The sequence below is a fragment of the Streptomyces sp. Sge12 genome (assembly GCF_002080455.1).
Taxonomy (GTDB): Bacteria; Actinomycetota; Actinomycetes; order Streptomycetales; family Streptomycetaceae; genus Streptomyces.
Window position 1 is genome coordinate 3505469 of record NZ_CP020555.1, and the last position, 25364, is coordinate 3530832.

Annotated in this window: 24 protein-coding genes; 11 read left to right on the forward strand and 13 right to left on the reverse strand. The window is 70.8% G+C overall.

Annotated features, from left to right (window positions below; translation table 11 throughout):
* Position 1 precedes the first annotated feature (1 nt).
* Genes nuoH through B6R96_RS15435 form a run of 8 tightly spaced genes read right to left on the reverse strand, consistent with a single transcriptional unit; the run spans position 2 to position 8980 of the window.
* A complete protein-coding gene (gene nuoH, locus B6R96_RS15400; RefSeq protein ID WP_030388356.1) occupies positions 2-1354 on the reverse strand; it encodes an NADH-quinone oxidoreductase subunit NuoH in 1353 nt (450 codons plus the stop codon).
* The gene (locus tag B6R96_RS15405) at positions 1351-3855 is read right to left on the reverse strand and encodes an NADH-quinone oxidoreductase subunit G (protein ID WP_053704247.1); all 2505 of its coding nucleotides are present in this window, start codon (positions 3853-3855) and stop codon (positions 1351-1353) included. Before B6R96_RS15405 ends, nuoH begins: the two co-directional genes overlap by 4 nt.
* The gene (gene nuoF, locus B6R96_RS15410) at positions 3852-5228 is read right to left on the reverse strand and encodes an NADH-quinone oxidoreductase subunit NuoF (protein ID WP_081522711.1); all 1377 of its coding nucleotides are present in this window, start codon (positions 5226-5228) and stop codon (positions 3852-3854) included. Before nuoF ends, B6R96_RS15405 begins: the two co-directional genes overlap by 4 nt.
* Positions 5228-5983 carry an NADH-quinone oxidoreductase subunit NuoE gene (gene nuoE, locus B6R96_RS15415; RefSeq protein ID WP_081522712.1) on the reverse strand — a complete coding sequence of 252 codons (756 nt, stop codon included), beginning with the start codon at positions 5981-5983 and terminating at the stop codon, positions 5228-5230. The genes nuoF and nuoE overlap by 1 nt, the downstream gene beginning before the upstream one ends.
* Positions 5980-7335, reverse strand: a complete 1356-nt coding sequence (locus tag B6R96_RS15420) for an NADH-quinone oxidoreductase subunit D (RefSeq protein WP_081522713.1) — start codon at positions 7333-7335, stop codon at positions 5980-5982. Before B6R96_RS15420 ends, nuoE begins: the two co-directional genes overlap by 4 nt.
* Positions 7335-8054, reverse strand: a complete 720-nt coding sequence (locus B6R96_RS15425) for an NADH-quinone oxidoreductase subunit C (RefSeq protein ID WP_081522714.1) — start codon at positions 8052-8054, stop codon at positions 7335-7337. Before B6R96_RS15425 ends, B6R96_RS15420 begins: the two co-directional genes overlap by 1 nt.
* Positions 8051-8605 (reverse strand): NuoB/complex I 20 kDa subunit family protein, encoded by a 555-nt coding sequence (locus B6R96_RS15430; RefSeq protein WP_007265818.1) that lies wholly within the window; start codon positions 8603-8605, stop codon positions 8051-8053. The genes B6R96_RS15425 and B6R96_RS15430 overlap by 4 nt, the downstream gene beginning before the upstream one ends.
* A 15-nt stretch (positions 8606-8620) precedes the next feature.
* Entirely contained in the window at positions 8621-8980 is a 360-nt protein-coding gene (locus B6R96_RS15435; RefSeq protein WP_030010013.1) for an NADH-quinone oxidoreductase subunit A, read from the reverse strand.
* Positions 8981-9862: 882 nt separating this feature from the next.
* On the opposite strand from B6R96_RS15435, the gene B6R96_RS15440 reads away from it, so the two are divergent.
* Positions 9863-10690 carry a C40 family peptidase gene (locus tag B6R96_RS15440; RefSeq protein WP_081522715.1) on the forward strand — a complete coding sequence of 276 codons (828 nt, stop codon included), beginning with the start codon at positions 9863-9865 and terminating at the stop codon, positions 10688-10690.
* Positions 10691-10802: 112 nt separating this feature from the next.
* Here B6R96_RS15440 and B6R96_RS15445 read toward each other — a convergent pair whose 3' ends face one another.
* Together B6R96_RS15445 and B6R96_RS15450 are read right to left on the reverse strand one after the other, a co-directional pair.
* Entirely contained in the window at positions 10803-11765 is a 963-nt protein-coding gene (locus tag B6R96_RS15445) for a hypothetical protein (protein ID WP_081522716.1), read from the reverse strand.
* Between the two features lie 23 nt (positions 11766-11788).
* Positions 11789-12199, reverse strand: coding sequence for a hypothetical protein (locus B6R96_RS15450; protein WP_030388364.1), 411 nt, complete (start codon positions 12197-12199; stop codon positions 11789-11791).
* Between the two features lie 251 nt (positions 12200-12450).
* On the opposite strand from B6R96_RS15450, the gene B6R96_RS15455 reads away from it, so the two are divergent.
* From B6R96_RS15455 to B6R96_RS15475, 5 genes are all read left to right on the forward strand, one after another.
* Positions 12451-12903: a hypothetical protein gene (locus tag B6R96_RS15455; RefSeq protein WP_081522717.1), complete on the forward strand. Its 453-nt coding sequence runs from the start codon at positions 12451-12453 to the stop codon at positions 12901-12903.
* On the forward strand, positions 12900-14462 hold the full coding sequence (locus B6R96_RS15460; RefSeq protein WP_081522718.1) for a peptidoglycan-binding domain-containing protein: 1563 nt from the start codon (positions 12900-12902) through the stop codon (positions 14460-14462). Before B6R96_RS15455 ends, B6R96_RS15460 begins: the two co-directional genes overlap by 4 nt.
* Before the next feature lie 125 nt (positions 14463-14587).
* Positions 14588-15247 carry an ABC transporter ATP-binding protein gene (locus tag B6R96_RS15465; protein WP_030388367.1) on the forward strand — a complete coding sequence of 220 codons (660 nt, stop codon included), beginning with the start codon at positions 14588-14590 and terminating at the stop codon, positions 15245-15247.
* Positions 15244-16479: an ABC transporter permease gene (locus B6R96_RS15470; RefSeq protein WP_053704254.1), complete on the forward strand. Its 1236-nt coding sequence runs from the start codon at positions 15244-15246 to the stop codon at positions 16477-16479. The genes B6R96_RS15465 and B6R96_RS15470 overlap by 4 nt, the downstream gene beginning before the upstream one ends.
* Positions 16480-16535: 56 nt before the next feature.
* A complete protein-coding gene (locus B6R96_RS15475; RefSeq protein WP_081522720.1) occupies positions 16536-16838 on the forward strand; it encodes a hypothetical protein in 303 nt (100 codons plus the stop codon).
* Positions 16839-16888: 50 nt separating this feature from the next.
* Here B6R96_RS15475 and B6R96_RS15480 read toward each other — a convergent pair whose 3' ends face one another.
* A complete protein-coding gene (locus B6R96_RS15480) occupies positions 16889-18172 on the reverse strand; it encodes a geranylgeranyl reductase family protein (protein ID WP_053704255.1) in 1284 nt (427 codons plus the stop codon).
* 97 nt (positions 18173-18269) lie between these two features.
* Here B6R96_RS15480 and B6R96_RS15485 point away from each other — a divergent pair, with 97 nt between their 5' ends.
* The 4 genes from B6R96_RS15485 (at position 18270) to B6R96_RS15500 (ending at position 22490) form a co-directional block, all read left to right on the forward strand.
* Positions 18270-18788, forward strand: a complete 519-nt coding sequence (locus B6R96_RS15485) for a GNAT family N-acetyltransferase (RefSeq protein ID WP_107475522.1) — start codon at positions 18270-18272, stop codon at positions 18786-18788.
* A gap of 18 nt (positions 18789-18806) precedes the next feature.
* Positions 18807-19205 carry a hypothetical protein gene (locus B6R96_RS15490; RefSeq protein WP_081522721.1) on the forward strand — a complete coding sequence of 133 codons (399 nt, stop codon included), beginning with the start codon at positions 18807-18809 and terminating at the stop codon, positions 19203-19205.
* A gap of 283 nt (positions 19206-19488) precedes the next feature.
* Positions 19489-21720 carry a glycoside hydrolase domain-containing protein gene (locus tag B6R96_RS15495; RefSeq protein WP_081522722.1) on the forward strand — a complete coding sequence of 744 codons (2232 nt, stop codon included), beginning with the start codon at positions 19489-19491 and terminating at the stop codon, positions 21718-21720.
* Positions 21721-21749: 29 nt separating this feature from the next.
* Positions 21750-22490 carry a hypothetical protein gene (locus B6R96_RS15500; RefSeq protein WP_081522723.1) on the forward strand — a complete coding sequence of 247 codons (741 nt, stop codon included), beginning with the start codon at positions 21750-21752 and terminating at the stop codon, positions 22488-22490.
* Positions 22491-22548: 58 nt separating this feature from the next.
* Here the strand turns inward: B6R96_RS15500 and B6R96_RS15505 are convergent, their stop codons facing one another.
* Positions 22549-23460, reverse strand: coding sequence for a glutaminase (locus tag B6R96_RS15505; RefSeq protein WP_081525114.1), 912 nt, complete (start codon positions 23458-23460; stop codon positions 22549-22551).
* Between the two features lie 23 nt (positions 23461-23483).
* Complete coding sequence (locus B6R96_RS15510; protein WP_081522724.1) at positions 23484-24176, reverse strand: demethylmenaquinone methyltransferase; 693 nt, start codon at positions 24174-24176, stop codon at positions 23484-23486.
* 266 nt (positions 24177-24442) lie between these two features.
* Here B6R96_RS15510 and B6R96_RS15515 point away from each other — a divergent pair, with 266 nt between their 5' ends.
* Positions 24443-25342: a DUF3152 domain-containing protein gene (locus B6R96_RS15515; protein ID WP_053704257.1), complete on the forward strand. Its 900-nt coding sequence runs from the start codon at positions 24443-24445 to the stop codon at positions 25340-25342.
* Positions 25343-25364 lie beyond the last annotated feature (22 nt).

Here is a 25364-nt window from a genome sequence, read left to right on the forward strand (position 1 = left end):
CTCAAGCCTCCTCTCGGTCACTGTCAGTATTCGTGCCACCACTGACAATCAGCTCCCGCTCGGTGCGGGACCGCCTGCGCGGTACGGGTGCCAGGTGCTGGCCGGGCTTGGGCGGTACGGGGAATCCGCCCGCCAGCGGGTCGAAGGGAGCGTCGTCCCGCACGGCCTCCGCGGCCGCCGTCTTCTCCCGCTTGTCGCGGAAGACGTCCGCGACGAAGGACAGGAGCAGGATCGCCACGACGGCGCCGCCGACGTAGAGGACGATCTCGCTGATGTCGTACGCCTCGTTGCGCAGCGCCCGGACGGTGGCCACCAGCATCAGCCAGACCACCGAGACCGGGATCAGCACCTTCCAGCCGAGCTTCATCAGCTGGTCGTAGCGGACGCGGGGCAGGGTGCCGCGCAGCCAGATGAAGAAGAACAGCAGCAGCTGCACCTTCAGGACGAACCAGAGCATCGGCCACCAGCCGTGGTTCGCGCCCTCCCAGAAGGAGCTGATCGGGTACGGGGCCCGCCAGCCGCCCAGGAAGAGGGTGACCGAGACCGCCGAGACGGTGACCATGTTGACGTACTCCGCCAGCATGAACAGCGCGAACTTGATGGACGAGTACTCGGTGTTGAAGCCGCCGACCAGGTCGCCCTCGGACTCCGGCATGTCGAAGGGGGCGCGGTTCGTCTCGCCGACCATCGTGATGACGTAGATGATGAAGGACACCGGCAGCAGCACGATGAACCAGCGGCCCTCCTGGGCCTCCACGATCGCCGAGGTCGACATCGACCCGGAGTAGAGGAAGACCGAGGCGAAGGCCGCGCCCATCGCGATCTCGTAGGAGATCATCTGCGCGCAGGAGCGCAGGCCGCCGAGGAGCGGGTAGGTCGAGCCGGAGGACCAGCCGGCCAGCACGATGCCGTAGATGCCGACCGAGGCCACCGCGAGGATGTAGAGCATCGCGATGGGCAGGTCGGTCAGCTGCATCGTGGTGCGCTGGCCGAAGATGGAGACCTCGTCACCGGGCGGCCCGAAGGGGATCACCGCGATGGCCATGAAGGCCGGGATCGCCGCGATGATCGGGGCCAGGATGTAGACGACCTTGTCGGCCCGCTTGACGATCAGGTCTTCTTTGAGCATCAGCTTCACGCCGTCGGCGAGCGACTGGAGCATGCCCCAGGGGCCGTGCCGGTTCGGGCCGATGCGCAGCTGCATCCAGGCGACGACCTTGCGCTCCCAGACGATGGAGAAGAGCACCGTCACCATCAGGAAGGCGAAACAGAAGACCGCCTTGATCAGGACGAGCCACCAGACGTCCTTGCCGAACAGGGACAGGTCCTCGGCAGCGAGTTGAACGGTGTTCACGCGCCCACCTCCGCAGTGGTGTCGCCTGCGCCGGCCGGGGTCGCCGGGCCGATGCGTACGAGGGTGCCCGGGCGGGCGCCGGCGTCGGCGAGGACGCCGGAGCCGGTGGAGTTCAGCGGGAGCCAGACCACGCGGTCGGGCATCTCGGTGATCCGGAGCGGGAGTTCCACGGTGCCGGCCGGGCCGGTGACCGCGAGGACGTCTCCGTTCTTGACGCCGGTCTCGGCGGCCGTGGCGGCCGAGAGCCGGGCACTCGCCTCGTGCCGGGTGCCGGCCAGGGCGTCGTCGCCCTCCTGGAGCCTGCCGAGGTCGAGGAGGAGCCGGTGGCCCGCGAGGACGGCCTCGCCGATGCCCGGACGGGGCAGCACCGCGGTGTCCACGCTCTGCTCGGCGGCCCGTTCACCGGCCCACGGGCCGAGCCGGTCCAGCTCCCGGCGTACGGCGTGTACGTCGGGCAGCGCGATCGGGCGGTCGGCGGCGTCGGCCAGCATGTGCAGCACGCGGGCGTCGGCCGGGGCGAGCCGGCGGGTCATCTGGTCGGGCTTGAGCGCGGCCTCGAACGGCCGGACCCTGCCCTCCCAGTTGATGAAGGCGCCGGCCTTCTCGGCGACCGCGGCGACCGGGAGGACCACGTCCGCGTGGTCGGTGACCTCGCTGGGCCGCAGTTCCAGGGAGACCACGAAGGCCTCCTGGAGGGCGGTCCGCGCGCGGGCCGGGTCCGGCAGGTCGGCGACCTCCACGCCCGCGATGAGCAGGGCGGAGAGCTCACCGGTCGCCGCGGCCTCGACGATCTGGCCGGTGTCGCGGCCGTAGCGGTGCGGGAGTTCGTCCAGGCCCCAGGCGGTGGCGACCTCGTCGCGGGCCCGCGGGTCGGTGGCCGGACGGGCCCCCGGCAGCAGGGACGGCAGCGCGCCCGCCTCGATGGCGGCCCGCTCACCGGCCCGGCGCGGGATCCACACCAGGGTGGCTCCGGTGACTCCGGCGGCCCGGACCGCGGCGGTCAGCGCGCCCGGTACTCCGGCGAGGCGCTCCCCGACGAGGATGACCGCGCCGGGCAGGCGCAGCGCCTCGGCGGCCTCGGCGCCCCCGGTCTCCAGGCCGGTCCGGGAGGCCAGCGCGTCCAGCCACTCGGGCTCGGTGCCGGGGGCGGCGGCCAGCAGGGTGCCGCCCGCCTTGTCCAGGCCGCGGGTGGCGAAGGGGGCGACGGAGAAGGTCCGCTGCTTCCGCTTGCGGTGGGCCTTGCGCAGCCGCAGGAAGACGCCGGGGGCCTCCTCCTCCGCCTCGATGCCGACGAGCAGGACCGCGGGGGCCGCCTCCAGGCCGGTGTACGAGAGCCACTGACCGCCGAGGTCGACGCCGTACCCGGCGACCTCCGAGGCCAGGAACTCGGCCTCCTCGGCGCTGTGCACGCGGGCCCGGAAGTCGATGTCGTTGGTGTCGAGCACCACCCGCGCGAACTTGGCGTACGCGTAGGCGTCCTCGACCGGGAGCCGGCCGCCGGTCAGTACCCCGGCCCGGCCGCGCGCGGCGGCGAGGCCGTTGGCCGCGGCCTCCAGGGCCTCGGGCCAGCTCGCCGGCTCCAGCTGCCCGGCGGCGTTGCGCACCAGCGGGGTGGTCAGCCGGTCCGGGCGCTGCGCGTAGCGGAACCCGAAGCGGCCCTTGTCGCAGATCCACTCCTCGTTGACCTCGGGGTCCTCGGCGGCGAGCCGGCGCAGCACCTTGCCGCGGCGGTGGTCGGTGCGGGTCGCGCAGCCGCCCGCGCAGTGCTCGCACACGCTCGGGGAGGAGACGAGGTCGAAGGGGCGGGAGCGGAACCGGTAGGCGGCCGAGGTGAGGGCGCCGACCGGGCAGATCTGGATGGTGTTGCCGGAGAAGTACGACTCGAAGGGGTCGCCCTCGCCGGTGCCGACCTGCTGGAGCGCGCCGCGCTCCAGCAGCTCGATCATCGGGTCGCCGGCGATCTCGTTGGAGAAGCGGGTGCAGCGCGCGCACAGCACGCACCGCTCGCGGTCCAGCAGCACCTGGGTGGAGATCGGGACCGGCTTCTCGTAGGTGCGCTTCTTGCCCTCGAAGCGGGATTCGGCATTGCCGTGCGACATCGCCTGGTTCTGCAGCGGGCACTCGCCGCCCTTGTCGCAGACCGGGCAGTCCAGCGGGTGGTTGATGAGCAGCAGCTCCATCACACCGCGCTGGGCCTTGTCGGCGACCTCGGAGGTCAGCTGGGTCTTGACGACCATGCCGTCGGTGCAGGTGATGGTGCAGGAGGCCATCGGCTTGCGCTGGCCCTCGACCTCGACGATGCACTGGCGGCAGGCGCCGGCCGGGGAGAGCAGGGGGTGGTCGCAGAACCGGGGGATCTCGATGCCGAGCTGTTCGGCGGCCCGGATGACGAGGGTGCCCTTGGGCACCGACAGTTCGACGCCGTCGATGGTCAGCGAGACGGTGTTCTCCGGTGGAACCGCCGCTGCGCCCCCGGAGGCCGCTGGAGTGGTGACGGTCATGCGTTCACCTCCGTGTCGGCCCAGAGGGTCGACTTCCTGGGGTCGAAGGGGCAGCCCTTGCCCGTGATGTGCTGCTGGTACTCCTCGCGGAAGTACTTGAGCGAGGAGAAGATCGGGCTGGCCGCGCCGTCGCCGAGCGCGCAGAAGGACTTGCCGTTGATGTTGTCGGCGATGTCGTTCAGCTTGTCGAGGTCGGACATGACGCCCTTGCCGGCCTCGATGTCGCGCAGCAACTGGACCAGCCAGTAGGTGCCTTCGCGGCACGGCGTGCACTTGCCGCAGGACTCGTGGGCGTAGAACTCGGTCCACCGGGTGACGGCCCGCACCACGCAGGTCGTCTCGTCGAAGCACTGGAGGGCCTTGGTGCCGAGCATCGAGCCGGCGGCGCCCACGCCCTCGTAGTCCAGCGGGACGTCGAGGTGCTCGTCGGTGAACATCGGGGTGGAGGAGCCGCCCGGGGTCCAGAACTTCAGCCGGTGGCCGGGGCGCATGCCGCCGCTCATGTCGAGGAGCTGGCGCAGGGTGATGCCCAGCGGGGCCTCGTACTGGCCGGGTCCGACGACGTGCCCGGAGAGCGAGTACAGCGTGAAGCCGGGGGACTTCTCGGTCCCCATCGACTTGAACCAGTCCTTGCCCTTGTTCAGGATCGCGGGAACGGAGGCGATGGACTCCACGTTGTTCACGACAGTGGGGCAGGCGTAGAGCCCCTCGACCGCGGGGAAGGGGGGACGCAGCCGGGGCTGACCGCGTCGGCCTTCGAGGGAGTCGAGCAGCGCCGTCTCCTCGCCGCAGATGTACGCGCCCGCGCCCGCGTGCACCGTGATGTCGAGGTTGCGACCGGTGCCGTCGATGTCCTTGCCGAGGTATCCGGCCGCGTACGCCTCGCGCACGGCCTCGTGCAGGCGCCGCAGGACGGGCACCGTCTCACCGCGCAGGTAGATGAAGGCGTGCTCGGAGCGGATCGCGTAGCAGGCGATGATCATTCCCTCGATGAGGGAGTGCGGGTTGGCGAAGAGGAGGGGGATGTCCTTGCAGGTTCCCGGCTCCGACTCGTCCGCGTTCACGACGAGGTAGTGCGGCTTTCCGTCGCCCTGCGGGATGAACTGCCACTTCATTCCGGTGGGGAAGCCCGCGCCGCCGCGGCCGCGCAGACCCGAGTCCTTGACGTATGCGATCAGGTCGTCCGGGGTCATGGCGAGCGCCTTGCGCAGGCCTTCGTACCCCTCGTGGCGCCGGTAGGTCTCCAGCGTCCACGACCGCGGCTCGTCCCAGAAGGAGGACAGCACGGGGGCGAGGAGCTTCTCCGGGCTCGTCCCGCCCCCGGCCTCGGGCCGGGAGGTCCCTCCGTTGCTCAGCTCGGAAGACACGGACATCACTCCCCTCCCTCGGTGGTGGCCTCGCCACGCGGGTGGACGATCGAGGTGTGCGCGGACTCGCCGCGCGCGATGCGCAGTCCGATCAGGGAGGCGGGCCCGGCGCCGCCGGAGGCCTCGACCGCGCCCTCCCGCTCGTCCGGGAAGCCGGCCAGGATCCGGGCGGTCTCCTTGTACGTGCACAGCGGCGCGCCCCGGGTGGGGGAGACCTCGCGGCCGGCCAGCAGGTCGTCGACCATGGCCTTGGCGGATTCGGGGGTCTGGTTGTCGAAGAACTCCCAGTTGACCATCACCACGGGGGCGTAGTCGCAGGCCGCGTTGCACTCGATGTGCTCGAGGGTGACCTTGCCGTCGGGGGTGGTCTCGTTGTTGCCGACGCCGAGGTGCTCCTTGAGCTCCTCGAAGATCACGTCGCCGCCCATCACCGCGCACAGCGTGTTCGTGCAGACGCCGACCTGGTAGTCGCCGGAGGGCTTGCGCCGGTACATCGTGTAGAACGTCGCCACCGCCGTGACCTCGGCGGTGGTCAGGCCCAGCACCTCGGCGCAGAAGCGGATGCCGGTGCGCGAGACGTAGCCCTCGTGCGACTGGGTCAGGTGCAGCAGCGGCAGCAGCGCGGAGCGGCTGTCGGGGTAGCGGGCGATGACCTCCCGGGCGTCGGCCTCGAGGCGCTCGCGTACCTCCGCCGGAAAGTCGGGGGCCGGCAGCTGGGGCATGCCCAGCGAGACCCCTTGGTTCGAAGGACTGGCGGTCATCGGTCGACGCCTCCCATCACGGGGTCGATGGAGGCGACGGCGACGATGACGTCGGCGACCTGGCCGCCCTCGCACATCGCGGCCATGGCCTGAAGGTTGGTGAAGGACGGGTCGCGGAAGTGGACCCGGTAGGGGCGGGTGCCGCCGTCGGAGACCATGTGCACGCCGAGCTCGCCCTTGGGTGACTCGACGGCCGTGTACGCCTGGCCGGCCGGTACCCGGAAGCCCTCGGTCACCAGCTTGAAGTGGTGGATGAGGGCCTCCATGGAGGTGCCCATGATGTTCCTGATGTGGTCGAGCGAGTTGCCCAGGCCGTCCGGGCCCATCGCCAGCTGCGCCGGCCAGGCGATCTTCTTGTCGGCGACCATGACGGGTCCCGGCTCCAGCCGCTCCAGGCACTGCTCGACGATCCGCAGCGACTGGCGCATCTCCTCCAGGCGGATCAGGAACCGCCCGTAGGAGTCGCAGGTGTCGGTGGTCGGTACGTCGAACTCGTAGTTCTCGTAGCCGCAGTACGGGTCCGACTTGCGCAGGTCGTGCGGCAGGCCGGCGGAGCGCAGGATCGGGCCGGTGGCGCCGAGCGCCATGCAGCCGGTGAGGTCGAGGTAGCCGACGTCCTGCATGCGGGCCTTGAAGATGGGGTTGCCGGTGGCGAGCTTGTCGTATTCCGGCAGGTTCTTCTTCATCGTCTTGACGAACTCGCGCAGCTGGTCGACGGCGCCCGGGGGCAGGTCCTGGGCGAGGCCGCCGGGGCGGATGAACGCGTGGTTCATGCGCAGTCCGGTGATCAGCTCGAAGATGTCGAGGATCAGCTCGCGGTCGCGGAAGCCGTAGATCATGATCGTGGTCGCGCCCAGCTCCATGCCGCCGGTGGCGATGCACACCAGGTGGGAGGAGAGCCGGTTGAGCTCCATCAGCAGCACGCGGACGACGGTGGCGCGGTCCGGGATCTGGTCGGTGATGCCGAGCAGCCTCTCGACGCCGAGGCAGTACGCCGTCTCGTTGAAGAACGGCGTCAGGTAGTCCATGCGCGTCACAAAGGTGGTGCCCTGCGTCCAGTTCCGGAATTCGAGGTTCTTCTCGATGCCGGTGTGCAGGTAGCCGATGCCGCAGCGGGCCTCGGTGACCGTCTCGCCGTCGATCTCCAGGATCAGGCGGAGCACTCCGTGGGTGGACGGGTGCTGCGGACCCATGTTGACGACGATCCGCTCGTCGTCGGCCTTGGCGGCGGACTGGACGATCTCGTCCCAGTCGCCGCCGGTGACGGTGTAGACGGTGCCCTCGGTCGTCTCGCGCGCGGAGGCGTGATCGGCGGAGGCGTTGTTCACTGCGTCGTGAGAGGTGGGGGACATCAGCTGTACGACCTCCGCTGGTCGGGAGCCGGGATCTGGGCGCCCTTGTACTCGACGGGGATGCCGCCGAGCGGGTAGTCCTTGCGCTGCGGGAAGCCCTGCCAGTCGTCCGGCATCATGATCCGGGTGAGGGCCGGGTGCCCGTCGAAGATCAGGCCGAAGAAGTCGTACGTCTCGCGCTCGTGCCAGTCGTTGGTCGGGTAGACCTGGACGAGCGAGGGGACGTGCGGGTCGCTGTCCGGGACGGACACCTCCAGCCGCAGGACCCGGCCGTGCGTGAGCGAGCGCAGGTGGTAGACGGCGTGCAGCTCGCGGCCCTTGTCCCCGGGGAAGTGCACGCCGGAGACGCCGGTGCAGAGCTCGAAGCGCAGGGCCGGGTCGTCGCGCAGGAGCTGCGCGACCCGGACGAGGTGCTCGCGGGCGATGTGGAAGGTGAGCTCTCCGCGGTCGACGACCGTCTTCTCGATGGCGTTCTCGGGGACCAGGTCCTGCTCCTCCAAGGCGCCTTCGAGCTCGTCGGCCACCTCGTCGAAGTAGGAGCCGTACGGTCGGCTCGTCGCGCCGGGCATGACCACGGTCCGCACGAGGCCGCCGTAGCCGCTGGTGTCCCCGCCGCCCGCGGCGCCGAACATGCCCTTGCGGACACCGATCACCTCGGGGCCCTGGACGCGCGGGGCGGGGACGTTGCTGCCGTTCTCCGGCTCTTGGGTCTCGCTCACCGGAGCAGCCCCTTCATCTCGATGGTGGGGAGGGCCTTGAGGGCCGCCTCCTCCGCCTCACGGGCCGCCTCTTCCCGGTTCACGCCGAGCTTGGAGCCCTGGATCTTCTGGTGGAGCTTGAGGATCGCGTCCATCAGCATCTCCGGGCGGGGCGGGCAGCCGGGCAGATAGATGTCCACCGGGACGATGTGGTCAACGCCCTGGACGATCGCGTAGTTATTGAACATTCCGCCCGAAGATGCACAAACGCCCATGGAGATGACCCACTTGGGAGCGGGCATCTGGTCGTACACCTGCCGCAGCACCGGCGCCATCTTCTGGCTGACCCGTCCGGCCACGATCATGAGATCGGCCTGGCGCGGGGAGCCGCGGAAGACCTCCATGCCGAAGCGGGCCAGGTCGTACCGGCCCGCTCCGGTGGTCATCATCTCGATCGCACAGCAGGCCAGGCCGAAGGTCGCCGGGAAGACGGACGACTTGCGCACCCATCCCGCGGCCTGTTCGACGGTGGTCAGCAGAAAGCCGCTCGGCAGCTTCTCTTCCAGTCCCATGGAAAATTCAGCCCCTCAGTCCCATTCCAGGCCGCCGCGGCGCCACACGTAGGCGTAGGCGACGAAGACGGTGAGCACGAAGAGCAGCATCTCGACGAGCCCGAAGATCCCCAGGGAGTCGAAGGTGACGGCCCAGGGGTAGAGGAAGACAACCTCGATGTCGAAGACGATGAAGAGCATCGCCGTCAGGTAGTACTTGATCGGGAAGCGGCCACCGCCGGCCGGCATCGGCGTCGGTTCGATGCCGCACTCGTAGGCTTCGAGCTTTGCCCGGTTGTACCGTTTTGGACCGATCAGCGTGGCCATGACCACGGAGAAGATCGCAAACCCTGCGCCGAGGGCGCCGAGCACGAGGATGGGCGCGTACGCATTCACGCTCCTCGCTCCTTCCAGTCGTCCTTGACCGTTGGACCGCTGCCGGCGCCGCGTGCACCGCCTCGCGAAGATCGCGCTTCCGATCGAGCGCTCGCATGTGAGGCAGTTCACAAGCCGGACTGGTGCGCATCTTATGCCTGCTCGTCTGTGATCTGCGACACGGGTTGCAACACCGAGTTTGTGATCTCCACCACCTGACGAACGATCATGAAGTCCGATGAGTGGTGATCTTCATACGCGAAGCATCCACATGATCACCAAAGGTGACATCCGAGCCCGTTACCGCAGGTAGAAGGCTGCTTGCCCTATCAAACGATTCCCGATGCAGGCAAATTGGCAACGGGGGTGCTGTGGTGATAAAGGGATCGCCGTCGCCCGGTCGGGGGATCCCGTGTGTACGGAGGTGGACGCGGGGCAGACGCGAGGGTGCGGGACGGACGGCGGGACGCGCGGCGGGATGCGCCGCGGGGTGCGCGGCGGGGCGGATGAGGGTGCCGGTGCCGGACGGGCGGGAGCGTCCGGCGGCCGCGCGGGGGCCGCGCGAGTGCGTGCATCCGTTCACGAACCTCTCGGCCCGTTCACAGGAAGGTCACGGGAGGGGCACAGCGTCCACATGGCGTGATGCTGCTGTGACCTGCGCCACTCTGAATCGACGCTTCCGAAAGAGGGCTTGGCCATCTGTGCGCAGTGATGGTAGGTCAGGGAGCATATAGGACTTAATTCCGAAACCCCATGATCACAGCCCTGTGACGGCCTGTCCGTTTCGCCCGTTACGGCGTCAATAAGAAGCGAGAGGCGCCCGGTTAGCGGCCTTCGCGCGCAACTGTGGCGCAACCCACGTTTCTTGAAGGGAACCCGGGCACCCTGATAGCGGTTGTCCTCATGTCCCACACCGCTCACATACCCAGCCACCGGAAGCCCCGCCGCAGCGCCTCGAAGCTCGCGGTCCGCGCCGGAGTTGCCGGTGGCGTCCTCAGCACCCTGGCCATGGCCGGCACCGCGAGCGCGTCCCCGTCCGCCGAGCCCGTGGCCGAGACGACGCTCGAAATGCCGGTCCTCAACCTGGACCTGGGCGCCGAGGTCTCCTCCGCCGTCACCGTGGCCGCCGAGAACACCCGCTTCGCGGCCATCGAGGGCGAACTGACCGCCCAGGAGGAGAGCGCCCGTACCGGCGCCGCCGCCGAGGCGAAGCAGGCCAAGGAAGAGGCCCAGAAGAAGGCCGACGCCGAGAAGAAGGCGAAGCAGGAGGCCGACCGCAAGGCCGAGGCCGAGCGCTCCAGCCGCAGCTCCGAGCGCACCACGCTCAAGAGCGCCTCCGCCCCGCAGGGCACCGGCACGGTCTCCGCCCCGGCCACCGGCTCCGCCGCGGCCATCGTCAACTTCGCCCGCGCGCAGGTCGGCAAGGCGTACGTGATGGGCGGCACCGGCCCGTCCTCGTTCGACTGCTCCGGTCTCGTCCAGGCCGCCTACCGCCAGGCCGGCATCAGCCTGCCGCGCATGTCCCAGGCGCAGTCCTCGGCCGGCACCTCGGTGTCGCTCAGCGCCCTTCAGCCGGGCGACATCCTGTACTGGGGCTCCAAGGGCAGCGCGTACCACGTCGCCATCTACGTCGGCGGCGGCAAGTTCGTCGGCGCGCAGAACCCCAGCACCGGCATCGTCGAGCGCAACCTGAGCTACGACAAGCCGACGGGCGCCGTCCGCGTCCTCTGAGCACCGGAACACCTGAACACGGCCGAGGGCCGGTACTCCCCCGCTCGGGGGTGGAGTACCGGCCCTGGGGCCGTTGTTCGCCTTCTCGCGGCGCCGAGCCGCCCTGGGCCGTCTAGCGCCCCAGCGAGGCCGCCAGCTTGAAGCGGGCCTCGCGCTGCTTCTTGTAGAGCGCGAGCGTCTCGGCGTGCTCCTCGACGAGCCGTTCCTGGTAGGCCTTCTCGACCGCGCCCCAGATCCCGACGAGGTTGACCTCGCGCTTGCACGCGACGTCCGCCTTGGCCGCCGTCACGGCCTTCGGGCCGCCCTTGTCGTTCTCCAGGCCCAGCTTCTCGATGACCTCGTACGGCGTGCCGATCCCGCCGTATCCCGACTTGTCCATGCAAGTCGACCATTTCTTCAGCACGTCGACGACCCGGGAGTCCTGCCGGGACCGCTCGTGCGCCTCCGAGGCCAGCCCGAACGCGAAGAGCAGGTCCACGCTGTCCTTGGTCGGTGCGTACAGCTTGCGGTACCCCTCCCGCCCGCACCCGCCGGCCGGCACCTTCTGCCCGGCCGCCGTCAGACCGCTGTCGACCGTCGCGGCCTCCTCCTCGGTGTTCGCGTCGGGGACCGGGGCCCCCGACGCCCCCCGCTGCTCGCCGTACATCACGAGGTGCGCGCTGTCGCTCAGCTGCGGGGCCGGGGGCTTGGTCGGCGCCCCCTCCCCCGCGGACTTGTCGTACCCGTGGGCCGCCGCGTACACGGGATCGGCCAGGCCGAACAGGTACCGGTGCCGGTCCTCGGCCGCCCCGCCGCCGGACGGGGCGGCCGCCTTCGCCCCCTCGTACGTGAACCCGTAGCGGGCCATGCACCGGGAGACCAGCGTCTGCTGGACCTGGCCCATGCGGCTGCGCTCCGCGTCGGAGTCCGTGTACGCGTCCATCGGGAAGGACAGCGCGGCCGTCGCGGGGTTCACCTCGACGGGACCGAGCTTTGGCTCACCGCCCTCCTCGCCGGTGGCGCCGGAGCACCCGGCGAGCACCGCGGTCAGCAGGACGACCGGGGCGGCCGAGCCGAGGCGCCTGGCAGGACGCATCGCGTGGAACTCCTTCGTCCGGATCAGGGGTGGAGGGTGAAGGTGGCCGAGCTGATCTTGTTCTTGAAGTTGGTCGAGGCGTTTCCGGAGTAGCCCGACGGGATCTCACCGACATTTCCGTCGATGTTCGCGTCGGTGGCGACCTTCCAGGCGTAGACGTCACGGTTCCGGTAGGACTCCGTGTTGTCGTTCACGAGGGACGTGCCGCCCGTGCACCCGCTCTTGAAGTAGTCGTTGTTGAAGTTCAGGTCCTCGCCGTACAGGTCGAAGACACAACCGGCCTGATTCTGGTTGTAGAAAAGACCGAACTCGTCGACTTCCAGATTTCCGTTCTTACCGAGGGCGGCCGCCGGTCCGGCCGCACCCAGAAGAATCGCGGCCACCGAAACGGCGGCGACGCCGCCCGTGGTCAGCGAACGGAATACCTTGCTCATGATCTGCTCCTCCGAAGGTGAATGAGTGACGCCGAGCCGAGTTGCGGTCACGACTCCCCGTCCGGCCGGATTCAACAGGCCAGGGCGCCCGGAAACCAACCCCTTTCTCACCTGATGGACAGTCATCTCCGGTTACTGTCCAGGAACTTGTGTCTGCACCTGCGGCTATCTACTATCGCCCGGCGCGCTCCCTTCGCACTTCTCCACGGGCGCGCCGATCCCACTTCTACGGCCGCAAGGGAACTCCCGTCGTGCGCGCACGCTATTTCGCCCCGCTGCTCCTCGTATGCATTTCACTCACGGCATGCGGCGGCGGCGACAAGGAGCCCAAGGCAAGCGATAGTCCGCCCCCCACCGCAGAGGAAATCGCTTACCACGACTGCCTGAAGAAGCAGGGCGTCGCCATCGTCCACACCGAATACGGCGCACCGCGCGTGGACAAGTCCAAGCCCTGGAACGAAGAGGCGCACAAGGCCTGCGAGTCGATGCTGCCGCCGCGGCCGAAGCCCGATCCGGTCGCCCCCGAACAACTCGCCGCCGCACAGAGGGAAGCCGCGTGCCTGCGGGCCGAGGGTGTCTCCTGGTACCCCGACCCGGACCCGGTCACCGCCGAGATCGACCAGACCAAGGGCACTCCCGAGCAGTGGAGTGCGCTCAAGCGAGACCACGTCGAGGCGTTGCAGAAGTGCCGGACGCACAAATGACCGAACTGGAACACGTCGTGCGGCACACCGAGTCCCGTACGGAACCCGGGGACCGCGGCGCCCCCGACGACGACCGCGGCGGTCTCGCGCGCGGCCGGCGCGTGGTGCTCGCGGTCGTCGGCGGGGCCGCACTGATGGCGGTCGGCGGACTGCTGGCCACCACCTTGGTGAAGTCCCCGGCGCAGGTGGCCGCCGAGACCGGGCCGCCCGCACAGGGGGCCCTGACCGCCGAGGTCGAGCGGCGCGTGCTCGCGCAGACCGTGGTGATGCGCGGGACCGTGGCCGCCGACCAGAGCGTCGCCGTGTCCCCGCAGGGCATGCGCTCCGCCGAGGGCGCGGGGGCCGCGGTGGTGACCAAACTGCCCCTGAAGGCCGGGGAGCCGGTCACGGCCGGGCAGCTGGTCGCCGAAGTCTCCGGGCGGCCCGTGTTCACCCTGCACGGCGCGCAGCCGATGTACCGCGACCTGAAGCCCGGGGCCGGCGGCGACGACGTCGCACAGCTCCAGCAGGCACTGCGCGAGCTCGGGCACGGCACGGGCGCCGACGCGAAGGGCGTCTTCGGGGCCGGTACGAAGGCCGCGCTCGCCGCCCGCTACCGGGCCATCGGGTACGAGCCGCTGCCCGCGGTCGCCGACGGGGGCGCGGCGCTCAAGTCGGCGCGGGAGGCCGTACGGTCCGCGACGTGGGCCGTGGAGGACGCGAGCGGCCCGGCCGGCGCGCCCGCGGGGCCCGGGTCCGGCAAGGGCGGGGCGAGCGCCGCCCCGGGCCCCGGGGCGGGCCCCACCACCGGCACGGGGTCCGGGGCCGGCCGGGAGCTGGCGCGGGCACGGGAGGCCCTCGGCGAGGCCCGGGCCGCACTCGCGGCGGCGGAGGCCGCGGACGGGCCGATGCTGCCCACCGCCGAGGCCGTGTTCCTGGGCTCCTTCCCGGCCCGCGTCAGCTCCGTCGGAGCCCGCGCGGGCTCCCCCGTCTCCGGGCCGGTGCTCACGCTCTCCGCCGGAGAACTCGTCGTGGAGGCCTACCTCAAGGACGACAAGCGGCAGCTGCTGCGCGCCGGGATGGCCGTGGTGATCTCCTCCGAGGTCTCCGGCACCGATGCCCGTGGCAAGGTGGCGCTCGTCGCCACCGAACGGACCGCCGCACAGCCCGCCGGGGACCTCCCCCAGCAGGGCCAGGGCCAGGACCCCAAGGGCGGCGGGGGCTCCGGCGGGGGCAGTGGCGCCGGTGGCGCCGATCTCGGCTACCGGATGGTGGTCCGCGCCGACCAGCCGCTGCCCGCCGGCTTCGCCGGGCAGGACGTCCGGCTGACCATCGAGTCCGCCGCCACCGACGGCGAGGCCCTCGTCGTCCCGGTCACCGCCGTCTCGGCGGGCGCGGACGGGCGTACGGTCGTCACCGCCGTCTCCGCCGACGGAACCCAGCGGCGCATCGAGGTGCGCACCGGCACCAGCGGCGACGGCTTCGTGGCCGTCACCCCGGCCCGGGCGGGCGCACTGGCCGCCGGGACCAGAGTGGTGATCGGCGCCGCGCCCCGGCAGGCCCCGGGGAAGCCCGAGTGAGGCTCCTGCGGCGGCAGCCGCAACGGGCCCCGCAGCCCGCGGGCGACGTCACCAGCGACACCGGTACCGACACCGACCCGGACCCGGACGCAGCCCCAGACCCTGCCCCAGACGCGGACAGGCCCGTGATCGAACTCCGTGGCGTCGGCCTCACCTACCCCGGGCCGCCGCCCGTGGCGGCCCTGCACCCCTGCGACCTGACCGTCCGGCGCGGCGAGTTCATCACCGTCGTCGGCCCCTCCGGCTCCGGGAAGTCCACCTTCCTCAACGTCGCCGGACTGCTCGACTCCCCCACCAGCGGCCGCTATCTCCTCGACGGGATCGACACCGCCGCCCTCCCCGACCGGGAGCGCACCGCCCTGCGCGGCCGCCGGATCGGCTTCGTCTTCCAGTCCTTCCACCTGCTGCCCCACCGGTCCGCCCTGGAGAACGTCACCCTCGCCATGCTCTACACCGGAATCCCGCGCGACCGGCGCCTCGTACGCGCCCGCGAGGCCCTGGACCAGGTCGGCCTCGGGCACCGGGCCGGCGCCGTGCCCGGACGGCTCTCGGGCGGCGAGCGCCAGCGCGTGGCCATCGCCCGCGCCCTGGTAGGACGGCCCTCCCTGCTGCTCTGCGACGAACCGACCGGCAATCTCGACTCCGCCAACGCCTCCTCCGTCCTCGGACTTCTGGAGGACCTGCACGCGGCCGGGATGACCGTCCTCGTCATCACGCACGACCCCGAGGTGGCCCGGCGCGGACACCGGACCGTCACCATCCGCGACGGACGGCTCCACCCGTGAGCGCGACCCCGCCGCGCGCCGTCGCACCCACCCGGCTCGCCGTCCGCGACGCCCTCGCCGAGGCCGTCGCCGGCATGCTGCGCCGACCCGGCCGGGCCGTGCTCACCGCCCTCGGCACCGTCCTCGGCGTCGGGAGTTTCGTCGCGGTGCTCGGCCTCACCGCCACCATCTCCTCGCAGATCGACGGCCGGTTCAACGTCCTGACCGCCACCGAGGTCGGCATCGAGGACGTCGCCGCCCAGCAGAACGAGTTCGCCGGACCCGGTTTCCCCGCCGACGCCGAGCAGCGGCTGCGCGCCGTCGCCGGGATCGAGCACGCCGGGGTGCTGTGGCCGGTACGGCTCGACTCCCGGACCACCGTCGGCGCACTGCCGTCCGGGGCCGGCGACCCCACCACCGGCGCGGCCGTCGTCGCCGCCTCCCCCGGCGCGGTCGCCGCCCTCGTGCCGACCCTCCAGCAAGGACGGCTCTACGACGACTTCGCCGAGCGCGGCGGCGAACGCGTCGTCGTCATCGGCAGCGGGCTGGCCGCCCGCCTGGGCATCACCACCCTGGCCACCCGGCCCGCCCTCTACATCGGGCAGGAGCCGTTCACCGTGGCGGGGATCGTCGGCGACCTCGAACGCCGGCCCGAGCACCTGATGTCGGTCCTCGTGCCGCGCGCCACCGCCGAACAGCTCTGGGGGCCGCCCGCGCCCGGAGCCGCGAGCATGCTGATCGCCACCGAACTCGGCGCCGCCCGCCAGGTCGCCGACCTCGCCCCGCTCGCGCTGCGCCCCGACCACCCCGAGTACCTCAAGGCCGTTCCGCCGCCCGACCCGCGGATGCTGCGCTCCGGGGTCACCGCCGACCTGAGCGCGCTGTTCCTGCTGCTGGCCGGGATCTGCCTGGTCATCGGCGCGGTCGGGATCGCGAACACCACGCTGGTCGCCGTACTGGAACGGACCGGCGAGATCGGGCTGCGGCGGGCGCTCGGCGCGCGGGGCCGGCACGTCTCGGCCCAGTTCCTCACCGAGTCCGCGGCTCTCGGGGCGCTGGGCGGCCTGGTCGGGACCTCGCTGGGCGAGCTGACCGTGGTCGGCGTCTGCCTCGTCCGGGACTGGACCCCGGTGATCCACCCGGTCACCGTGGCCGCGGCCCCGCTCACCGGCCTGGTCACCGGGCTGCTCGCCGGCCTCTATCCCGCCTGGCGGGCGGCCCGTGTCGAACCGGCCGAGGCCCTGCGAAGATAGCGGGGAAGGCCGCGGGCGGCAGTGCGCCCCGGCCGTCCCCTGGAAGTGGTGGTCCCGTGAACCCGAAGTCGTACGAGTCCCACGGCGCCGGCGACCCCACCGCGGGCCCGGCGGCGCTCGGCCTCGGCCTCCTGGCCGTCGGCGGCTGGCTGCTGACCACCGCCCGGCCCTGGCACAAGCCCGGCCACCCGCTCACGCTCGGCCTGGGCTGGACCGCCTCGGGAGCCCTGCTGCTGTGCGGCCTGGTCCTGCTGGCCCGGTGCGTACGCACCGTCCACGGCCGCCCGGACGACACCCCCGCGCCCGCAGGTCCGCAAGCCGGAGCGGGCGCCCCGGCGGAAACCGGTACGGACGGCTGACCGGGCGGGGCGGGCGCCCGTGCGGACGCCGCCCCTGACCCGGTTCGGGCTCAGGCCTTCGGGGCCACCTTCGAGAGGCCGTTGATGATGCGGTCCATCGCGTCGCCGCCCGTCGGGTCGGTCAGGTTGGCCAGCATCTTCAGGGTGAACTTCATCAGCACCGGGTGGGTCAGGCCGCGCTGAGCCGCGATCTTCATGACCTTCGGGTTGCCGATCAGCTTCACGAAGGCGCGGCCCAGCGTGTAGTAGCCGCCGTAGGTCTCCTTGAGCACCTTCGGGTAGTTGTGCAGCGCCAGTTCGCGCTGCGCCGGGGTGGCACGGGCCTGGGCCTGGACGATGACGTCGGCGGCGATCTGCCCCGACTCCATGGCGTAGGCGATGCCCTCGCCGTTGAACGGGTTGACGAGGCCGCCCGCGTCGCCGACCAGCAGCAGGCCCTTGGTGTAGTGCGGCTGCCGGTTGAAGGCCATCGGCAGGGCCGCGCCGCGGATCGGCTGCGTCATGTTCTCGGGGGTGTAGCCCCAGTCCTCCGGCATCGAGGCGCACCAGGCCTTGAGGACCTCGCGCCAGTCCAGCTCCTTGAAGGCGGAGGAGGAGTTCAGGATGCCGAGGCCGACGTTGGAGGTGCCGTCGCCCATGCCGAAGATCCAGCCGTAGCCGGGCAGCAGCCGGTCCTGCGGGCCGCGCCGGTCCCACAGCTCCAGCCAGGACTCCAGGTAGTCGTCGTCGTGCCGCGGCGAGGTGAAGTACGTCCGTACCGCCACGCCCATCGGGCGGTCCTCGCGCCGGTGCAGGCCCATCGCCAGGGACAGCCGGGAGGAGTTCCCGTCGGCCGCGACGACCAGCGGGGCGTGGAAGGTGACCGGGGTCTTCTCCTCGCCCAGCTTCGCCTGCACGCCGGTGATGTGGCCGGTGCGCGCGTCGCGCACGGGCTCGCCGACGGTGCAGCGCTCGTAGAGCCGGGCGCCGGCCTTCTGCGCCTGGCGGGCCAGGGTCTCGTCGAAGTCGTCGCGCTTGCGGACGAGTCCGTAGTCCGGGTAGGAAGCGAGTTCCGGCCAGTCCAGCTGGAGCCGCTGGCCGCCGCCGATGATCCGCAGGCCCTTGTTCCGCAGCCAGCCGGCTTCTTCGGAGATGTCGATGCCCATCGCCACCAGCTGCTTGGTGGCGCGCGGGGTCAGGCCGTCGCCGCAGACCTTCTCGCGGGGGAACGCCGTCTTCTCCAGGAGCAGGACGTCCAATCCGGCCTTGGCGAGGTAGTAGGCGGTGGTCGAGCCGGCGGGCCCGGCCCCGACGACGATCACGTCCGCGGAGTGTTCGGAGAGGAGCTCGGTCACTGCGGGGTCTCCCGAAGGCTCGATAAAGGGTGCCAGGCGGCACCGGACATGTGCAGTCTATGCAGCGAGAGAGATCACGATCCGAAGGGTGCCTCCGATGACGACCTCGCCGATCCGGCCACTTCCCGCCGTACAGCTCCGCGTGCCCACGGACGAGGACGCGCACGCATGGCACTCGGTCTTCGCCGACCCCGATGTCATGGAGTTCCTGGGCGGGCCCGCGGAACTGTCCGCGTACGAGGAAATCACCGCGCGCCAGCGCATGCACGACGCCCAGCTCGGCTACTGCCTGTGGACCCTGCTCGACGGGCAGGGCACGGTGATCGGCTTCACCGGCGCCCAGCCGTGGCCGCGGGAGAGGACCTGGGGGCCGGTCGGCGAGATCGAGATCGGCTGGCGCCTGGGCCGGGCCGCGTGGGGCCAGGGCTACGCGTACGCCGCTGCGCTGGCCACGCTGGAACGGGTGCGGGCGGCCGGCCTGCCCCGGGTCGTGGCGATGATCGACGCCCGCAACAAGCGCTCGGTGGCGGTCGCGGAACGCCTGGACATGGCGCTGGCGGCGGAGTTCACCACCCCGGCGGGCAACCCCGCCCGCCGGTACGAACTCGCACTGTAGAACGGAAGGGAGTGGTCCGTGTCCACCGACGACGCCACCGAGTCCACCGGGTCCGCCGACGACGCCGCCAACGGCTCGGGCCCTCCGTCTGCCGCTGCCACGCGGCTGTCCTCCGTACTGACCGTGTGGTGGGCGACGTCTCCGGTCGCCTTCATCCTCAGCGCCCGCCTCACCGTCTGGTCACATGACCACGGATTCCTCTGGGGCCCCGCCACGGTGCTGGCGTGGGTGGCCCTCACGGGCGCGGTCGCCGCTCCCGTCGCCGGGCTGGTGCTGGCGCACGCGGGAGGGCACCGGCGAGCGCGCCGGCGCTTCGCCGTCATGTGCGCCGTGTCCCTCGTCGTCTGTTTCCTCGTCCTCCTCTTCTTCCAGTTCGCCGTGGAATGTCGTCCGGGCGAGCCGTCCTGCTCTCCGTAGCGCACTGCTATAGCTGCAGCAGACCTCCGTCCGCAACAGAATATTTCGCGCCAATCTCTCCGGACGCAGATATTCGAGCTGCTCCGCGCGAGATCCTTCCGATAGGTTGATCGACAAGCGCGGCAATTTCGGCCGACCATCCGAAATCGTCAGACCGGTGCCGGGGGACGCATCGGTCTGCTTTCGCGCGCTCCCGTCATGCGCACCTGCGCCCATCAGCCCGTACGCCACCGCGACGGGCCGGTGCCCCACCTGGCTGCGATCGCACTGACAGGAGTTCCGCATGGCCGACGAAATGGTGCTCAGGGCCCAGAGCTGGCTCAATACCGCCTATCGGGGAAAGCTGGGTACCGACCCGCTCGTCGAAAACGGCGTGACCAGTTGGAAGGTGATGTTCGCACTCACCCGCGCCCTTCAATACGAGCTCGGCATTGCGACCCTTTCCGACACATTCGGTCCGACGACGCTGAATACCCTCCAGTCGAAATACCCGGCTCTCAACAGCAGCACGGTGCCCAACAAAAACGTTGCCTCGATCATCCAGGCCGCCCTTTACTGCAAGGGCTACGACGGGGGCTCCTTCGACGGCACGTACAACTCCCGGGTATCGGCGTCCGTCGCCAAGCTGAAGCAGGACATGGGCGTGGACTCCACGTACCCCGGTGACACCCTGGTGCCCAAGGTGTTCAAGGGCCTGCTCAACATGGACGCCTACGTCACCGTCAACGGCGGCTCGGAGAACATCCGGGCCGTCCAGCGCTGGCTGAACGGCTCCTACGTCAACCGCCGCGACTTCTACATCATCCCGGCCGACGGCCACCACTCCCGCGACGTCGCGAAGTCCATGCTCTTCGCCGTTCAGTACGAACTGGGCATGGCCGACGGCACCGCGAACGGCGTCTTCGGACCCGGCACCCAGAGCGGGCTGAAGAGCCACACCGTCTCCACGGGTTCCTCGGGCACCTGGGTCCGGCTCTTCTCCGGCGGCATGGTCCTCAACCAGCGCCCGGCCACCTTCACCTCCACCTTCACCGACTCCCTCGCCTACGCGGTCAGTGCCTTCCAGTCGTTCGTGAACCTTCCCGTCACCGGCACGGGCAACTTCTCCACCTGGGCCTCCCTGCTGGTCTCGTACGGCGACCAGTCCCGCAACGGCGAGGCGTGCGACGGCATCACGCTGATCACGCCCGCGCGGGCGGCGACCCTGAAGGCGCAGGGCATCAAATACGTCGGCCGATACCTCACCAACCCGGTCCCCCCGAAGGACGACAAGGACCCGCTGCGCCACAAGGCGATCCAGCCGGGCGAGCTCCAGACCATCGCCGCGAGCGGGCTGCGCTGCTTCCCGATCTACCAGACCTTCGGCCGCGACGCCTCGGACTTCAGCTACCCCCTGGGCCGTGCCGCGGGCCAGTCCGCGATCAACGCGGCCCTGGACCACGGTTTCAGGACCGGGACGCGCATCTTCTTCGCCGTGGACTTCGACGCGCTCGACGAGGACGTGTCGGGCAGCGTCCTGCCGCACTTCAAGGGCATCAAGGACGCCATCGCGGACGACGGCAACCGCTTCGGCATCGGCGTCTACGGGCCCCGGAACGTCTGCACCCGTGTCGGCGAGGCCGGCCACGCCACCGCCTCGTTCGTCTCCGACATGTCGTCCGGCTTCTCCGGCAACTTCGGCTACCCGATGCCCGAGAACTGGGCCTACGACCAGATCGTCACCCGCACCATCGGCTCGGGTGACGGCGCGATCAACATCGACGTCAACATCGCGTCGGGCCGCGACATCGGGCAGGCGTCGTTCGACGCGCCCCGCACCCCGCGCCCGGACACCAACCTCCTTCCCAGCGTGATCGGGGCGATGCGGACGGACGTGGGCAAGTACATGGAGTCGATCGGCTTCCCGAACGACGGCGGCATCAGGACGTACGGCAACGAGACGTGCTTCAACAGGGTCGTCGTCGAGTGGGACACGGTGATCACCCAGCTCGCCTACAAGTACAAGATGCGCAAGGCCCTCATCCAGACGGCGTGCTACTGGGAGATGCGGCACATCGACGCCGCCGACCTCGCCGCGGACGTGCGTGTCGCGGCTCAGTTCCAGACCGGCCTCGGGTTCGCGGACAGCTCGACCGGCATCGCCCAGATGTTCGGCAAGACCGCCGTCCTCGCGTGGAACTACGCCATCCAGAACGGCTTCACCACGGGCACGATCCGCAACGTCCAGAGCGACAAGGACAAGTTCGAGGTCTGGGACGACCTCCGCAACGAGGACTACTTCGCCATCCAGAGCGTCCCGCTCGTCCACCTCTGGAACGCCGGTGGCGCACCGGGCAACTCGCCCACCGAAAAGGTGATGCGGCCCATGAGCCTGGACTACACGGAGAGCGAGATCTACCAGATCCTGCGCCGGTACCAGGGCACCGAGGACTCGGTGGCCGTGGAGCACGCCAAGAAGCGCCTGGCGCTCTACCAGGTCATGGAGAAGTACAACTCCATATCCCGCAACGTCTGACGCCGGCCATCGGTACGAGGAGACAAGAAGTGACTGAGAAGATCTCTCGCCGCACGGTCCTGCGGCGTGCCGCCTTCGTGGCGGTCGGCGTCGCGGTCGGCTCGCAGCTGGCCACCCCCGCCCACGCCGCGGGCAGTTCCCCGGATCCGGCCCACGTCCGTGACGCCATCAAGAAGGCCCAGGAGCGCGAGAAGCGCGTCCAGACCGGCATCCCCTCGAAGAACGGGTGGGAGATGGAGAAGGTCGCGGACGACCACGGCAGCATCTACACCCGGCCCGTCACCGGCCTCCCGGTCGGCGGGATCCAGATCCGCATGGCCGACGTCGAGACCGTCCTGGTCCACGTGGTCCGACGCTTCCACTACGAGATCGACGCCCTCCGGGGCGGTGACGTCGTCGGCTGGGTGAAGCCCGGCTCCGTGCGGAAGGGCCTTCCGGAGTCGAACCTGGCGTCCGGAACGGCCGTGCGGATCCGCTCCGGTTCCTACCCCGCCGGGGCGCGCGGCGGCTTCTACCCGATGCAGGAGCTGACCCTGCGGGACATCCTCGCCGATTGCGAGGGCGTGGTGCGCTGGGGCGGCGACGACCCGAAGCCGGACGAGTCGCTCTTCTACATCGACGTACGGCCCGGCGACGAACGGCTCGGCACGGTGGCGGGGAAGATCTGGGACTGGAACCACACGCCCGGGCTGGGCTCCGGTGTCCTCGTGGACACCGTCCAGCCGCAGCGCAAGAGTTCTGCCGACCGTCTGGCGGCGCAGCAGTCCTGATCACGGGCCGCGGGCCGGACCGGGCACGGTCCGGCCCCGCGGCCCGGGCGCTCACGGCCTAGAACACCGACAGGCCCGTCAGGGTCGTGAAGCGGTCCAGGGCGGCCACGCCCGCCACCGAGTTCCCCCGGGCGTCCAGGCCCGGGCTCCACACCGCCAGGACGCACTGGCCCGGGACGACCGCGACGATCCCTCCGCCGACCCCGCTCTTGCCCGGCAGGCCGACGCGGTAGGCGAACTCGCCCGCCGCGTCGTACGTCCCGCAGGTCAGCATCACCGCGTTGATCTGCTTGGCCTCGCTGCGCGTCAGCAGCCGCGAGCCGTCGGCCCGTACTCCGTGCCGGGCCAGGAAGCGCCCGGCACGGGCGAGGTCGGCGCAGCTCATCTCGATGGAGCACTGCCAGAAGTAGTGCTCCAGCAGGGCGGGCACCGGGTTGTCGATGTTCCCGTACGAGGCCATGAAGTGGGCGACGGCGGCGTTGCGGTCGCCGTTCTCCTGCTCGGAGGCCGCGACCTCGCCGTCGAAGCCCATGTCCGGGTTCTGGCTCTCCTGCCGCAGGAACTCCAGCAGTTCGCTGCTCGCGTCGCCCGTCAGCGTCTGGAGCCGGTCGGTGACCACGAGGGCGCCCGCGTTGATGAATGGATTGCGCGGAATGCCGTTTTCGTACTCCAGCTGCACGAGCGAGTTGAACGGATTGCCGGAGGGCTCCCGTCCGACCCGTTCCCACAGGCTGTCACCGCCCTCGGCCAGGGCCAGGGCCAGCGCGAAGACCTTGGTGATGGACTGCGCGGAGAAGGGGACCTGCCAGTCCCCGACCCCGAAGACGTTGCCGTCGAGGTCGGCGATGGCCATCCCGAACTGCCGCCGGTCCACGGCGGCGAGCGCGGGGATGTACTCGGCCGGGGTGCCGCTGCCCACCAGCGGGGCGATGTCGGCCGCGATCCGCTCCAGCAGGGGCCCGTAGTCCATGGGCGCGACGTCCGGCACGGCAGTCAGTCCTTGGTGCCCCGGTGCAGCGCGACGATGCCGCCGCTGAGGTTGCGCCAGGCCACCTTGGACCAGCCGGCCTTCTGCAGCAGGGCGGCCAGCGCCGGCTGGTCCGGCCATTCGCGGATGGACTCGGCGAGGTAGACGTACGCGTCGGGGTTGGAGGACACCGCGCGGGCCACCGGCGGCAGGGCGCGCATCAGGTACTCGATGTAGACCGTGCGGAACGGCGCCCAAGTGGGCTGTGAGAACTCGCAGATCACGACCTGCCCGCCGGGCTTCGTCACCCGGTACAGCTCGCGCAGCGCGGCATCGGTGTCCTGGACGTTGCGCAGCCCGAAGGAGATCGTGACGGTGTCGAAGGAGCCGTCCTTGAACGGCAGCTTCGTCGCGTCGCCGGCGGTCAGCGGCAGCCAGTCGTGCTTCTTCTTGCCCTCCATGAGCATGCCCAGGGAGAAGTCGCAGGGGACGACGTACGCGCCGGTGGCGGCGAAGGGCAGGGAGGAGGTCGCGGTCCCCGCGGCCAGGTCGAGGACCGTGTGCCCGGGGCGGGCGCCGACCGCCTTGGCGACCTCCTTGCGCCACAGCCGTGCCTGGCCGAGCGAGAGGACGTCGTTGGTGAGGTCGTAGTTCGCGGCGACACCGTCGAACATGGAGGCGACTTCGTGCGGCTGCTTGTCCAGGGAAGCCCTTGTCACTGGCGTTCGCCCCTCGGTGTGCGATGCGGATCGGCGGGTACGCCCCCATCCTCTCAGGCCGGGCCCTCGCCGGACGAAGGGGCTCCACGGCTACCCGCTGTGACCGCCGCCGGGCGGATACCGGAAACTGTTCCGAAGGACAGTTACGCCGCGCACCCGCGGACACGTTGACTGACAAGGGTGCGGCCCGGTGAGGGTCACCCACCGGATCGGCACCCGAATCGTGGCCGGTCCGGCAGTGGCCGCCGCGAACAGAAAGCTTCACGATGCCGGCAGGCCATTCCACCGGTCGCTCCAGCCGCAGCGGCCCGCGCGCCAGGCGCCGGGCCGAGCGGCGCAAGCGGCTGCGGCGCACGATCCTCATCGGCTCGGCGGCACTGGTCGTCGTCTCGGCGACCGCGTACACGCTGCTGCCCGGGGACGACGGCGCGAACACCGCCGCGGGCCGGACCGCGGCCTCGCCGGACCCGACGGACGCCGAGTCCGCCGACGGCTCGGGGAACGCGGTCCCGCAGGGCGGCCAGAAGTCGCCCTCCGCCCAGCCGCCCGCCTCGCCCTCGCCGCAGGCCGAGGGCTCGCCCTCGGTGCAGCCCTCCGCGACGGCCGCCCGGCCGGGTGTCTTCAAGCCCTCCGCCACCGTCGGCAACGCGCAGGGCAAGGGGCCCGCGCGCCGCTGGCGCATCGAGGTCGAGGAGGGCAGCGGGATCGACCCGGAGTCGGCCGCGCGCTCGGTCGAGGCGATCCTCGGGGACCCGCGGGGCTGGACCAAGGACCCGAAGTACGGCTTCCAGCTCGTCGCGGCCGGCCAGCCCGTCGATTTCACCATCAAGATCGCGACGCCCAAGACCACCGACCGGCTGTGCGACGTGGTCACGCCCGAGCTCATCGGCGAGACCAACTGCAGCACGGGGCACACCGTCGTGGTCAACCTCAAGCGCTGGCAGGAGGGTTCGCCGCAGTTCAGCGGCTCGCCCGAGGAGTACCGGGCGCTGATCATCAACCACGAGGTCGGGCACGAGCTCGGCCGCGGGCACGAGTCGTGCCCGGGCCCCGGCCAGCCCGCTCCGGCGATGATGCAGCAGATCAAGGGGCTGCTCGGCTGCAAGTCCAACGCCTGGCCGTACGACTCGAATGGAACCTACCTGTCCGGTCCACCCGTCCTATAGGGAGAGGCGGCTACAGGACGGG

Excerpts from the sequence above, each read along its gene's own strand:
- B6R96_RS15405 (WP_053704247.1), bottom strand. The coding sequence starts at position 3,855 with ATGACCGTCACCACTCCAGCGGCCTCCGGGGGCGCAGCGGCGGTTCCA.
- nuoF (WP_081522711.1), bottom strand. The coding sequence starts at position 5,228 with ATGTCCGTGTCTTCCGAGCTGAGCAACGGAGGGACCTCCCGGCCCGAG.
- nuoE (WP_081522712.1), bottom strand. The coding sequence starts at position 5,983 with ATGACCGCCAGTCCTTCGAACCAAGGGGTCTCGCTGGGCATGCCCCAG.
- B6R96_RS15420 (WP_081522713.1), bottom strand. The coding sequence starts at position 7,335 with ATGTCCCCCACCTCTCACGACGCAGTGAACAACGCCTCCGCCGATCAC.
- B6R96_RS15430 (WP_007265818.1), bottom strand. The coding sequence starts at position 8,605 with ATGGGACTGGAAGAGAAGCTGCCGAGCGGCTTTCTGCTGACCACCGTC.
- B6R96_RS15440 (WP_081522715.1), top strand. The coding sequence starts at position 9,863 with ATGTCCCACACCGCTCACATACCCAGCCACCGGAAGCCCCGCCGCAGC.
- B6R96_RS15445 (WP_081522716.1), bottom strand. The coding sequence starts at position 11,765 with ATGCGTCCTGCCAGGCGCCTCGGCTCGGCCGCCCCGGTCGTCCTGCTG.
- B6R96_RS15450 (WP_030388364.1), bottom strand. The coding sequence starts at position 12,199 with ATGAGCAAGGTATTCCGTTCGCTGACCACGGGCGGCGTCGCCGCCGTT.
- B6R96_RS15460 (WP_081522718.1), top strand. The coding sequence starts at position 12,900 with ATGACCGAACTGGAACACGTCGTGCGGCACACCGAGTCCCGTACGGAA.
- B6R96_RS15485 (WP_107475522.1), top strand. The coding sequence starts at position 18,270 with ATGACGACCTCGCCGATCCGGCCACTTCCCGCCGTACAGCTCCGCGTG.
- B6R96_RS15495 (WP_081522722.1), top strand. The coding sequence starts at position 19,489 with ATGGCCGACGAAATGGTGCTCAGGGCCCAGAGCTGGCTCAATACCGCC.
- B6R96_RS15505 (WP_081525114.1), bottom strand. The coding sequence starts at position 23,460 with ATGGACTACGGGCCCCTGCTGGAGCGGATCGCGGCCGACATCGCCCCG.
- B6R96_RS15515 (WP_053704257.1), top strand. The coding sequence starts at position 24,443 with ATGCCGGCAGGCCATTCCACCGGTCGCTCCAGCCGCAGCGGCCCGCGC.